The organism is Vibrio cholerae (assembly GCF_008369605.1).
GTDB classification, from domain to species: Bacteria; Pseudomonadota; Gammaproteobacteria; order Enterobacterales; family Vibrionaceae; genus Vibrio; species Vibrio cholerae.
The window spans coordinates 2,342,907-2,356,005 of the sequence record NZ_CP043554.1 but is presented as its reverse complement, the minus strand read 5'-3'; the positions used below and the strand labels follow the sequence as shown (position 1 = coordinate 2,356,005).

The window sequence follows — 13,099 nt, the reverse complement described above, 5'->3', positions numbered from 1 at the left end:
GGCGAGGTTTCTTCACTCCAATCATAGCGACTGTCTATGCGCTTTGGATGTGCTCACTTGCTGTCTGCCTGTAACTCCCCATAGTTTGGGTATATATTGGTTTGATTCTTAAGGATTTCGAGGATAACTCACGTGATGAAATGGGCGGTATCATTCAGCGTAGTCGTAGGGATAGTGTTTGCCCCATTGGCCTTGGCACAAGAAGCCCAAGCTCAAGTCGCCAAACGACCTAAAATCGCGTTAGTTCTGGCGGGGGGCGGTGCTAAAGGCGCCGCGCACATGGGGGTGCTGCGAGCTTTGGAAGAGATGCACGTCCCCGTCGATATCATCACAGGTACCAGTATGGGTGCTTATGTGGGTGGGTTATACGCAACAGGAATGAGCGCAGAGGAGATTGAAGCGCTGATTTATAGCGTGGATTGGAACCGAGGTTATCGAGATCGTGTCGATCGTAGCCAGCGCCGAGTTCGTGACAAAGAGTATGAAGATCGCTACCAAATCACCACAGATCTTGGCCTACACTGGGGTGAAGTGCGCGCGCCAAAAGGCGTAGTGCAAGGACAAAACATGCTGCGCATGTTGCGTGAAACCACAGGCAATCTTCCCGCCTTCGATTCTTTTGATCAATTGGTGATCCCGTATCGCGCGGTCGCGACCGACATTATTCACCTTCAAGAAGTCGTGCTTGATAAAGGCTTTTTGGTGGATGCCATGATGGCCAGCATGTCAGTACCCGGCGCGTTGCCACCTTATGAAATTGATGGGTTATGGCTGGTGGATGGTGGTGTCACCAATAACATGCCGGTTGAGGTCGCGCGTGCGATGGGCGCCGATATTATCATCGCGGTCGACATCAGCACCGACTACAAAAGCCAAGAGGACTTCACCAATCTCTTTACGGTTGCAGACCAGCTTTCGAACTATTTGGTTCGCCGCAGCACGGAAAGACAGAGCGATCATTTGACCTCGCGCGATCTGCTGCTGCGTCCACCCGTGGGCAAAATGGAGACCATGGAGTTCGACAAAATGCCGGCGGCGTTTGCGATGGGCTACCAAGAAGCGATGGATAATCAGGCTTTTTTCAAGAACATTGCTCTGAGTTCAGCGCAATATCAAGCGTATGTGGATGAGAAAGAAGAGCGGCGTAAAACCTTGCGCTATGGTGATAATGTTCAGGTGGACGAAATTGTTCTGCAAAACAACACCCACTACAGCGATCTGCTATTACTGAACCGACTCAATTTAGAACCCGCGCAAAAGCTCAGCACCGAAGAGATTGAAGCCAGCATAGAAGATCTCTATGCCCTAGATCGCTTCGAATTGGTGCGTTATCAATACGAACAACGCGATGACCAACAACAACTGGTGGTCGATGTGCGTGAAAAGTCTTGGGGGCCCAATTACGTCAATTTCCGCTTCTTTTTAGAAGATGATTTTGATACTGAAAGTCAGTATGCGCTTGGGGTTTCCACCAATTTTACAGACATCAACTCACACGGTGCTGAGCTGGCTCTGAATATGGATATGGGGACCGACAAGCTGATCGAAGCTGAGCTTTATTCGCCACTGTTATCGGGACAAAAAACATTTACGACGGCACTGCTGCATTTCAGTAACGAGCGTCGAAATGCGCCTTTGGCAGGCTTTGATGACACCTCTCTCGCGGCTACGGAGAATTACTTACCCGTCACTTATTCCGAATGGGTTGCCGAACTGGCGCTCGGCTATCAAATCGAGTTATGGAGAGAAATAAAACTCGGTGCACGCTACAGCAAAGGCAATGGCGAAGCTTCTTCATTACCGGTTTTTGGGGATTTTTCCTTCCAGCGTCGCGGGGTGTTTTTTGATTATCGACACGACACCTTGGATGACTTTAGCTTGCCTCAACAAGGCATCTATTTTGACTTGGAATATCTGATCTCTAAAGACAGTTTTGACGGTAGCAATCCCCTTTCTGGAGATGCCCTCTCTTCCGATACCGTATCGGAGCTTTCTGGGCGATTGATCGCCGCACACACCTTCTCACGCCATACTTTAGTCGCAAACTTGGATATGGGAGTGGTGAAAAGTAAACACTCATCCACCCCAATTGATCCGAAAAGCATCGGTGGTTTTCTCAACTTGTCGGGCATACCTCGCAATAGCTTGATTGGTCAAAACAAGCTGTATGGAAACCTCGTTTACCGTTACCGCTGGTTTGATAATGACTTTGGCATGTTCACGTCCCCCGTCTACTTAGGGGCATCGATTGAATACGGTGGCGTCTGGTCTGATCCCGATTTGCGTTTGCAAGATGCGCCTTTGTATGGTGCTGGTTCGATCTTCGCTGGGGTGAATTCACCGATTGGGCCGATTATGTTTGGCTATGGTCGCACCGAGCAGAATTATGACTCGATCTATTTCATTATTGGTACCACATTTAAGTAGCGAGAGCTTGAGACGGGTGGGGTTTGCGCGCTTTTCACTCAGTGAGAAAGCTAAAACTTTAGTCTCAAGTTGCTATGTTGGTCAAAATGATGAGATTTTAATTTATCGTTAAACTTGCTATTCTGACGCCCACAGTTTGGCCTCTATGGCGCTGTTTCTCAGTCAATTTGAGTGAAAACAAGGGCTAGGGAGAGCCAAGTTTCCAAGGATGTTCGCTCGTATTTTTATAATCAACTGGGTGAACCGCAATGAGAGGAAAAAGTCGTGCTTGAAGCCTACCGTAAACACGTCGCAGAGCGTGCCGCTGAAGGAGTTGTACCTAAACCCCTAGACGCAGAGCAAGTCGCAGGACTTGTCGAACTTCTGAAAAATCCCCCACAAGGTGAAGAAGCTTTCATTCTTGACCTACTTGAAAATCGCATTCCTCCGGGTGTCGATGAAGCGGCTTACGTGAAAGCAGGTTTCTTGACTGCCGTTGCGAGAGGCGAGGTCGCATCTCCGTTGGTGAGTCGTGAAAAAGCGGCGGAGTTACTCGGTACCATGCAAGGCGGCTACAACATCGAACCGCTGATTGAATTACTGGATGATAGCGCGCTGGCTCCGATTGCCGCGAAAGCGCTGTCTCACACACTATTGATGTTTGATAACTTCTACGATGTGGAAGAGAAAGCCAAAGCGGGCAACCCATTTGCGAAACAAGTACTGCAATCTTGGGCTGATGCAGAGTGGTTCCTATCTAAGCCGGCACTGCCTGAAAAAGTGACCTTAACTGTATTTAAAGTGACGGGGGAGACCAACACGGACGATCTCTCTCCAGCGCCTGATGCATGGTCACGTCCTGATATTCCTGTACACGCATTAGCCATGCTGAAAAACGCGCGCGATGGCATTGAGCCGGATGTACCGGGTAAAGTTGGCCCGATCAAACAGATCGAAGCACTTAAAGCCAAAGGTCACCAACTGGTTTACGTGGGTGATGTGGTCGGTACCGGTTCATCACGTAAATCGGCAACCAACTCAGTACTGTGGTTTATGGGAGACGATATTCCTAATGTGCCTAATAAGCGCACGGGCGGATATGTGCTTGGCGGTAAAATTGCCCCGATCTTCTTCAACACGATGGAAGATGCTGGCGCTCTGCCGATCGAAGTGGATGTCTCTAAGCTCAATATGGGCGACGTGATCGACGTTTACCCATTTGAAGGCAAAGTGTGTAACCACGCGACGGGCGAAGTACTGGCGACTTTCAAACTGAAAACCGATGTCCTGTACGATGAAGTGCGTGCGGGTGGTCGTATTCCGCTGATCGTTGGACGTAGCCTGACGGATAAAGCGCGTCACGCATTAGGTCTGGAAGCGTCAAAAGAGTTTCGTCGCCCTGTGGCGGTTGCAGATAGCGGTAAAGGTTATACGCTGGCTCAGAAAATGGTGGGTAAAGCGTGTGGTGTACAAGGTATTCGCCCAGGCACTTACTGTGAACCTAAGATGACGACCGTCGGTTCGCAAGATACCACAGGCCCAATGACGCGTGATGAATTGAAAGATTTGGCCTGTCTTGGTTTCTCTGCCGATTTAGTGATGCAGTCTTTCTGTCATACCTCGGCTTATCCAAAGCCTGTCGATGTGCAGACTCACCACACATTACCTGATTTCATCATGAACCGTGGCGGTGTTTCACTGCGTCCGGGCGATGGTGTTATCCACTCATGGTTAAACCGCATGCTACTGCCAGATACAGTCGGTACTGGTGGTGACTCGCATACTCGTTTCCCATTGGGTATTTCTTTCCCAGCAGGTTCTGGTTTGGTGGCGTTTGCGGCCGCGACTGGGGTAATGCCACTGGATATGCCTGAATCGGTTCTGGTGCGCTTTAAGGGTAAGATGCAGCCGGGGATCACGTTGCGTGATCTGGTGCATGCCATCCCTTATTACGGCATCAAGCAAGGTCTGCTCACGGTAGAAAAAGCAGGTAAGATCAACGAATTCTCCGGTCGTATCCTAGAGATCGAAGGGGTTGAACACTTAACAGTTGAGCAGGCGTTTGAGCTTTCTGATGCATCTGCAGAACGTTCAGCGGCAGGTTGTACGGTGAAACTGTCACAAGCATCGATTGAAGAGTACCTCAACTCGAACATCGTGATGTTGAAGTGGATGATTGCTGAAGGTTATGGCGATCGCCGTACTATTGAGCGCCGTATTCAAGCGATGGAAGCTTGGTTAGCTAACCCAACACTGATGGAAGCGGACAAAGATGCCCAGTACGCGCATGTGATTGAGATTGATCTTGCTGAGATCAAAGAGCCAATCCTATGTGCGCCAAACGATCCAGATGATGCTCGTCTGCTTTCTGAGTGTGCGGGTGAAACCATCAATGAAGTGTTCATCGGCTCTTGTATGACCAACATCGGGCACTTCCGCGCGGCGGGTAAATTGCTTGAAAAATTCAATGGCCAATTGAATACCCGTTTGTGGGTCGCTCCGCCAACCAAGATGGATCGTGACCAACTGATTGAAGAAGGTTACTACGGTATTTTCGGTCGTGCTGGCGTGCGTATCGAAACGCCGGGATGTTCGTTGTGTATGGGTAACCAAGCACGCGTAGCGGACAAAGCAACCGTGATGTCGACTTCAACGCGTAACTTCCCGAACCGTTTGGGCACAGGGGCTAACGTTTACCTCTCTTCTGCTGAATTAGCGGCAGTGGGAGCGATTTTGGGTCGAATCCCAAGCGTAGCGGAGTACATGGATTACGCGAAGCAGATTGATGCGGCGGCCGCGGATACCTACCGTTACCTCAACTTCCACCGTATGGGTCAGTACACCAGTAAAGCAGATTCGGTCATTTTCCAAGAACCTGCATAAGCAGAGTGATTGAATCCTCTTTTAAAGCCGCGCTTGTCGCGGCTTTATTGTGGGTATTTTTCGGTCGGTTTACTTCGCGGGTCATCACTTGTCTAAGTATCGTGAAGGGGTTTGCGATATACTCGCGCCATTGTGGGTCGGTGGAGTGTTCACCATGGAATTTGAATTTATTAAAAATACCCTGCTCGGTGAGTACGCGGTGCGATGCAATATGGAGCACCAAATCGTCGGGCGATGGCTACAAGAAGAGATTGGCCAAGACCTAGATAAACTCAATCAAGTATTAGTGCTGATCGATAAGGCGGAACAATCGCCAGCCCAAGAGTTTTTATGGACAGGACGTGAAATCTCATTACTGGTGCAAGGCGATGAAATCACAGTGCAAGACAATGCATTGGCTTATGAGAGTGAGCATGAATTAGAAACCGATTTTGCTCTGTATGACAGCGAAAGTATTGCCGCCTGTGGGCGAGAGGACTTTGTGGCCTTGCTGACGCAGTGGCAAAGCTTTATTCAAAATCAGGGGAGGCTCTAATCCATCCTGCTCATACGTTGTGCGTTATTGTTGGGAAAAGGCTGCACCGAATCGGTGCGGCCTTTTGTTTTTTTACTCAACAAATGCCTATATATCCATAAAAATCATTAAGTTAAAAAGTTGGCACGCCCCTTGGATAATGAAGAGTAAATGGACGACTGCTTCAGAGAGGAAGAGATGAAACTGATTAACGCAATCATTAAACCATTCAAGTTGGATGATGTTCGCGAAGCGCTGGCGGATGTTGGGATTGAGGGGATGACGGTGTCTGAAGTGAAAGGCTTTGGACGTCAAAAAGGACACACTGAACTGTACCGAGGTGCTGAGTATCAGGTCGATTTTCTCCCTAAAGTCAAAATTGAAATTGCGACTCAAAGCGACAATGTCGATCGCGTAGTTGAAGCGATCATTAAGGCGGCTCACACCGGAAAAATCGGTGATGGCAAAATTTTTGTGTATGACCTAAGCCAAGCGGTACGTATCCGTACTGGCGAAATGGATTCAGAAGCCCTTTAAATTCAAGGATGAGATTTGATTATGGAACTATCAATCACAGTTACTGAGCTGCGTTACGCACTCGATACATTTTTCTTCCTGATCTCAGGAGCGCTCGTCATGTGGATGGCGGCAGGTTTCGCTATGTTGGAAGCGGGTTTGGTTCGCTCCAAGAACACCACCGAAATTTTGACGAAAAACTTTGTTCTGTATGCGATTGCTTGTACCACTTATTTGATCGTCGGCTACAACATCATGTATGTCGATAATACGGAAGGTGGCTGGTTGCCTTCGTTTGGTGCGCTGATTGGCTCACAGGCCGATGGTGCTGACCACTCGCTCGAATCGGACTTCTTCTTCCAAGTGGTGTTTGTGGCGACCGCGATGTCTGTCGTCTCTGGTGCCGTCGCAGAACGGATGAAACTCTGGGCATTTTTGATTTTCTCCGCAGTATTGACCGCGTTCATCTATCCCGTTGAAGGTTACTGGACTTGGGGCGGAGGCTTCCTTTCAGCGTCAGGATTTAGTGATTTCGCAGGTTCCGGCATTGTGCATTTAGCGGGAGCTTCAGCGGCATTAGCGGGCGTTCTTCTGCTTGGGGCTCGTAAAGGCAAATACGGCAAAAACGGCGAAATTTATCCAATTCCCGGTTCCAACATGCCATTGGCCACACTCGGTACGTTTATCCTGTGGTTCGGCTGGTTTGGCTTTAACGGTGGCTCACAGTTGATGGTATCGGATTTTGAAAATGCGACGTCCGTGGGTAAAATTTTCCTCAATACCAATGCGGCTGCGGCGGCAGGGGCTATCGCTGCACTTTTAGTGTGTAAAACCACTTGGGGTAAAGCGGATCTCACTATGGTACTGAACGGTGCATTAGCGGGCTTAGTAGCGATTACGGCCGATCCTCTCTCTCCTTCACCGCTTTATTCGGTAGCGATTGGCGCAGTATCTGGCTCTCTGGTGGTGTTTAGCATTATTGGCCTCGATAAGCTGAAAATTGATGATCCAGTGGGTGCGATTTCCGTCCATGGCGTGTGTGGTTTCTTCGGTCTGATGGTGGTACCACTGAGCAACGCTGATGCAACCTTTGGCGCACAATTACTCGGTGCTGCGGTGATCTTCGCATGGGTGTTTGGTGCAAGTCTGGTGGTTTGGGGCGTGCTTAAAGCGACGATGGGGATCCGCGTCTCTGAAGAAGAAGAGATGGAAGGAATGGACATGCACGATTGTGGTGTCGGTGCTTACCCAGAGTTTGTTACTGTTAAGTGAAATATCATTTTACAAATTGACCTGAACAAAACCTGCCGTAAAGGCGGGTTTTGTTTTTTTGCCAATTGTTTTCTTATTGAACATTCCTATAATACATTGCGATTGATAAAGGTTATCATTACTAGTCAAAAGGAATACTCAATGAAAAAACTGCTCAGCCTGTCAGCGATAACGCTCAGTGTGCTTGCCCCTTCTGCTTTTGCCGCTCAAGAAGTCAATGTTTACTCTTATCGCCAACCGTTTCTGATTGAGCCGATGTTTGCTGAATTTACGAAAGAAACTGGCATTAAAGTTAACGTAAAGTTCGCGAAAGAAGGTATCGCTGAAAAGCTTGCTCAAGAAGGCGAATACAGCCCAGCAGATGTGATCTTAACCGCTGAATTCAGTCGTCTGTTTGAGCTGACCGAAAAAGGTTTGACTCAGCCGCTGGATAGCAAAGTGATTGAAGAGAACATTCCGGCTCAGTATCGTGACAGTGGCGATGAGTGGTTTGCCCTAACTCAGCGTACTCGCAGTGTCTATTCTTCACGTGACCGCCTAGGTAAGCTCGGTGATGATTTTGACTATATGGATCTGGCAAAGCCTGAGTTCAAAGGCAAAATCTGTACTCGTAGTGGTAAGCATCCTTACAACATCGCATTAGTTGCTTCCATCATTGCTAACCACGGTGAAGCGGAAGCAAAAGCTTGGCTAGAAGGCGTTAAAGCGAACCTAGCACGCAAACCGCAAGGCAACGATCGTGACCAAGTTCGCGCGATCAAAGAAGGTCTGTGTGATGTCTCATTGGGTAACAGCTACTACCTAGGCGCCATGCTGAATGATCAAGAGCAGAAATCTTGGGCTGAAGCGGTGTACATCAACTTCCCAGGTCAAAATGTGCAAGGAACACACGTTAACGTGAGTGGTATGGCGATGGCTAAATACTCACCTAACCGTGAAAACGCGCAGAAACTGATGGAGTTTTTGACTGGTGAAACGGCTCAGAAAATGTATGCAGAAGTGAACTACGAATACCCAGTCAAACCGGGTGTACAACGTTCTGCATTGGTGGAGTCTTGGGGCGAGTTTAAAGCCGACAGTCTGCCACTGGAAAAAATTGCAGATAACAATGCTGCAGCGATCAAATTGATCGATGAAGTCAAATTTGACCTGTAAGTAAAATCAGGGGTATAACGTACCCCTATTTTATTTGAGGGATGCAGTATCTGCTTGCTGTTCAAGCCTTATACTGATAGGCGATGAAAGAAAAATATTTTGCCTGGAAAGCCAGCAGCCTAGTGTTAACCACTCTGCTGGTTTTACCGATCTTAGCGATCTTCTATACCGCATTCGGCAACAGTGATGAGGTTTTTGCTCATCTTCTGGCGACTGTGATGCCCACCTATATTTTCAATACCTTGGTATTAACCTGTTCGGTATTGCTCTTGGCTTTACTGTTTGGGGTACCGTCAGCTTGGCTGATTGCCATGTGTAAACTGCCCTGTGAGCGTTGGCTGCAATGGGCGCTTGTCCTCCCTTTGGCGATGCCTGCTTATATCATTGGGTATTTATTTACCCATTGGTTTGATTACGCAGGTCCCATCCAAATTGCCTTGCGCGATTGGACCGGTTGGCAAGCGGGCAGCTACTGGTTTCCCGATATTCGTAGCCTAGGCGGTGCGAGTGTGGTGCTGGCGCTGGTACTTTATCCTTATGTGTATCTTTTGTGCCGTGCGGCGTTTATGGAGCAAAATGTCACTTTGCTTCAGTCTGCGCGCTTACTGAAATGTTCACCGTGGCAAAGTTTTCGACGTATTTCTCTGCCGTTAGCACGACCTGCGATTGCGGTGGGGTTGTCTTTGGTGGCCATGGAAACCATTGGTGATTTCGGCACGGTAAGCCTGTTTGCGGTGAATACCTTAACCACAGCGGTTTACGATACTTGGCTCGGTTATTCCAATCTCAATGCGGCTGCAAAAATCTCGGCCATTATGCTGGTGATGGTGCTGCTACTGCTCAGTAGTGAGCGTTATAGTCGTCGCCGACAAAAACTGTATCAAACCCAATTTAATAGCCATGAAGAGTATCGTTATACCTTAAAAGGCTGGCGTTTATGGGCCGCTTTAATCTGGTGCTGGGGCTTAGTGGCGGTGGCGTTTATTCTGCCTCTGCTACAACTTATCAGTTACGCTTGGACCTATTTTGCCCAGAGCTGGACCACCCAATTTAAAGAGTATGCGATCAACAGTTTCACCGTCTCGATCAGTGCTGCTGTCGTAGCGGTCTTGGTGGCTTTAGTGGCTAACTTTTATGCCCGTTTACAAAATAATCGTACCAGTGTTGCCTTGATGCGCCTCTCTTCGATGGGCTATGCGGTGCCGGGAACCGTTCTGGCTATTGGTATTTTAGTACCTGTGCTCGCACTGGATCATCTGATCAACGATATCGCTAAAATGATGGAGTGGGGACGCCCAGGGCTTGTTTTCTCCGGCAGTTTATTTGCGATTGTGTTCGCGCTGGTGGTGCGTTTCTCGGCGGTAGCGATTGGCAGCATCGAAAGTAGCCTCAGTAAAGTATCACCTTCGTTGGATATGGCGGCGCGCACCATGGGTTGTCATGCCAATCAAATGCTCAAGCGTGTACATTTGCCACTGATCCGCCGCGGCGCATTAATCGCAGGCTTGTTGGTGTTTATCGAATCGATGAAGGAATTGAACGCGGCGATTTTGCTGCGTCCGTTTAACTTTGAAACTCTCGCTACTTACGTCTATAACTACGCTTCAGATGAGCGCTTAGAGTTGGCGGCGCTACCCGCCATTTTACTGGTGTTGGTCGGGCTTATTCCTCTTGTTATGGTTAACCGTTCTTTGGAGCAAAAGCACTAATGAGCTGCGCACTGCTGATTGAAAATCTCACTTGCCAATACGATGCACAAACCGTATTGAAATCTCTCTCTTTGCAAGTCAATCCGGGCGAAATTGTCTGTCTGCTTGGCGCAAGTGGTTGTGGTAAAACCACCTTGCTGAAAGCGATTGCCGGCTTGCTGCCTTTGGCTTCTGGTCAGCTTAGCCTTAACTGTGTCACCTTGGATGACGGTAAACGCTGGTTGCCCCCTGAGCAGCGCAATATCGGAATGATTTTCCAAGATTACGCATTGTTTCCCCATCTTACCGTGGCGCAAAACGTTGGTTTTGGGTTAGATGCGATGCCCGCGAAGCAAAAGCATGCCAAAATTGCCGAGATGCTGGCTCTGGTTCATCTTGACGCTTTCGCAGAGCGTTATCCGCACCAACTATCGGGTGGTCAGCAGCAGCGTGTCGCCATTGCTCGTGCCTTAGCGTATAAGCCCGATCTGTTACTGCTTGATGAGCCGTTTTCCAATATCGATACTCAAGTGCGCCATGAGCTGATCATTGAGATTCGTAAGATCTTTAAACAGCAGGGAGTCACGGCGATTTTCGTCACTCACTCGCGCGAAGAAGCGTTTGCCTTCGCTGATAAAATGGCGGTGATGAATCGTGGTGTAATTGAACAATACGGCACCGCCGCAGAGCTTTACTACCAACCATCGAGTCAGTTTGTGGCCGATTTTCTGGGCGGGGGCAGTTATTTAAGCGCCAAGCGGATCAGTGAAACTCAGTACCAAACGGCGCTTGGGGTGGTCGAAGCGATTGCGCGCCAACCGATCGCGGTAGAGGCGGAGTGTAAGTTACTGCTGCGTCCACAACAGGTGCAAATTCGCGCGGAAGAGGAGAGCAGTGTGACGGTAACGGAGCAGCAGTTTATGGGCGATCATTGCCGTTATCTGATTGATGCGCATGGCACTCAGCTTATCGCGACCTCTTCGCAACCGCTGGAGTTAGGGCAGGCAGTCTCGGTCAATATTGATACCCAAGGCGTGCTCGCTTTCGCCTAATGCTCCCACCAAGCGTCTTGGATTGCCAAACTATGTTACCTGCATAAAAAAGCCCGACGTCGAGCGTCGGGCAAGTGTTCTTCTCCGCTGAGGGGACTTAACCTCAGGGGATGATTTGACAAGGCGATGATTACAACGCCAAGAAAGCTTTCATCTGTTGAAGAACACGCTCCGCAGTATCTTTGTCGGCCATTTCGGCGAAAATACGTAATAAAGGTTCAGTACCGGAGAATCGGGCAATTACCCAGCCACCGTTCTTGAAGTAGACTTTCGCCCCATCTTCATAGCTGACTTTATCGATGTCGAATTCAAACTCAGGCAGTTTTTTCTCAATGTAGACCTTGTTGTAGATCTCATCACGCTGAGCGGGCTTAAATTTGCAATCGCCTTCCGCAGTGTAGGCATAGCCGTAACGATCATAGATCTCGGTTAACAGCTCAGAGAGTTTCTTGCCCGTCACGCTGATCATTTCCACCAATAGGCTAGAAGCGAACACGCCATCTTTCCCCTTGATGTGACCACGAATCGTGAGGCCGCCAGAGCTCTCCCCGCCAATCAGAGAGTCGTCCGCTTCCATTTGTGAAGAGATGTGTTTAAAGCCCACAGGCACTTCAAAGCACCGCTCACCATGATCGGCGGCGATCTTATCCAACAGATGTGTGGTTGCGATGTTACGCACCACAGAACCTTTCCAGCCTTTGTACTCCAGCAGGTAGTAGTAAAGCAGGATCAGCACTTCGTTCGGGTGAATAAAGTTGCCTTTTTCATCGATGATGCCAAGGCGGTCCGCATCGCCATCGGTGCCGATACCGATGTCATAACCTTCGTGTTTCACCAGATGCTTCAAGCGATACAAGGTGGCAGCGCTAGGCGAAGGCATCAAACCACCGAAATCAGGGTTTTTGCCATCGTTGATCACGTCCACGTCGCAGCGGCCATTGATCAGTACCGTTTGCAGCGCGTTTTTCGCCACCCCGAACATCGGGTCGATCAACACTCGCAGATTAGCTTTCTTGATCGCTTCAATATCGATGAAGTTGATGATGCTGTCGACGAACTCGTTCATCGGGTTGATGATGTCGATCAGTTTGTCGTTGACGGCTTGATCAAAGTCGATCGATTTCACGTCTTGCACCGTCAGTGTGGCAATTTGCTGCTCGATCTTCTGAGTGATCACTTCATCTGCATCACGGCCACCACGGATAAATACTTTGATGCCGTTGTAGTCGGCCGGGTTGTGCGAGGCGGTAATACAGGCTGAATAAGCACAATCCATCGCTTTGGCTTTAAACATCACCACCGGTGTTGGCACAAATTTGTCGATAAAGCTCACCACAACGCCATTCGCGGCTAACACTTCGGCAAACCAGCGTCCCGCTTTGTCTGACAGAAAACGGCGGTCGTAACCAATTACGAAGCCTTCGTTTGCGGCTTGCTCATGATGGATGATGTTGGCTAACGCTTGAGCCACCAAGCGCACATTATCTTTAGTGAATTCTTCACCAATAAACGCACGCCAGCCGCCAGTACCAAATTTAATCATTTTCTCCCCCTATCCCTTTTCTACTGACGCTGCAAGAGTCTTGGCTGCAACGACAAGTGGTCTGGGCATA

The 13,099-nt window shown here is 49.0% G+C and carries 9 protein-coding genes; 8 read left to right on the top strand and 1 reads right to left on the bottom strand.

The genetic code is table 11. From position 1 onward, the window contains the following. Positions 1–135 precede the first annotated feature (135 nt). From F0316_RS10865 to F0316_RS10830, 8 genes are all read left to right on the top strand, one after another. Positions 136–2,427 (top strand): patatin-like phospholipase family protein, encoded by a 2,292-nt coding sequence (locus F0316_RS10865; protein WP_000870562.1) that lies wholly within the window; start codon positions 136–138, stop codon positions 2,425–2,427. Positions 2,428–2,691: 264 nt separating this feature from the next. Beyond that, on the top strand, positions 2,692–5,289 hold the full coding sequence (acnB, locus tag F0316_RS10860) for a bifunctional aconitate hydratase 2/2-methylisocitrate dehydratase (RefSeq protein WP_149560474.1): 2,598 nt from the start codon (positions 2,692–2,694) through the stop codon (positions 5,287–5,289). Positions 5,290–5,443: 154 nt separating this feature from the next. Further along, positions 5,444–5,824 (top strand): YacL family protein, encoded by a 381-nt coding sequence (locus tag F0316_RS10855; RefSeq protein WP_000393919.1) that lies wholly within the window; start codon positions 5,444–5,446, stop codon positions 5,822–5,824. A 177-nt stretch (positions 5,825–6,001) separates the two neighbouring features. Continuing rightward, positions 6,002–6,340, top strand: coding sequence for a P-II family nitrogen regulator (gene glnK, locus F0316_RS10850; RefSeq protein WP_000767166.1), 339 nt, complete (start codon positions 6,002–6,004; stop codon positions 6,338–6,340). 21 nt (positions 6,341–6,361) lie between these two features. After that, positions 6,362–7,591: an ammonium transporter gene (locus F0316_RS10845; protein WP_142732623.1), complete on the top strand. Its 1,230-nt coding sequence runs from the start codon at positions 6,362–6,364 to the stop codon at positions 7,589–7,591. A 141-nt stretch (positions 7,592–7,732) separates the two neighbouring features. After that, positions 7,733–8,746 carry a Fe(3+) ABC transporter substrate-binding protein gene (locus F0316_RS10840; RefSeq protein WP_000735496.1) on the top strand — a complete coding sequence of 338 codons (1,014 nt, stop codon included), beginning with the start codon at positions 7,733–7,735 and terminating at the stop codon, positions 8,744–8,746. Between the two features lie 83 nt (positions 8,747–8,829). Continuing rightward, positions 8,830–10,455, top strand: a complete 1,626-nt coding sequence (locus tag F0316_RS10835; protein ID WP_000660922.1) for an ABC transporter permease — start codon at positions 8,830–8,832, stop codon at positions 10,453–10,455. Next, positions 10,455–11,486: an ABC transporter ATP-binding protein gene (locus F0316_RS10830; RefSeq protein WP_001277487.1), complete on the top strand. Its 1,032-nt coding sequence runs from the start codon at positions 10,455–10,457 to the stop codon at positions 11,484–11,486. Before F0316_RS10835 ends, F0316_RS10830 begins: the two co-directional genes overlap by 1 nt. Before the next feature lie 130 nt (positions 11,487–11,616). Here the strand turns inward: F0316_RS10830 and F0316_RS10825 are convergent, their stop codons facing one another. Then, positions 11,617–13,029: a phosphoglucomutase/phosphomannomutase family protein gene (locus F0316_RS10825; RefSeq protein WP_000589193.1), complete on the bottom strand. Its 1,413-nt coding sequence runs from the start codon at positions 13,027–13,029 to the stop codon at positions 11,617–11,619. Positions 13,030–13,099: the final 70 nt, after the last annotated feature.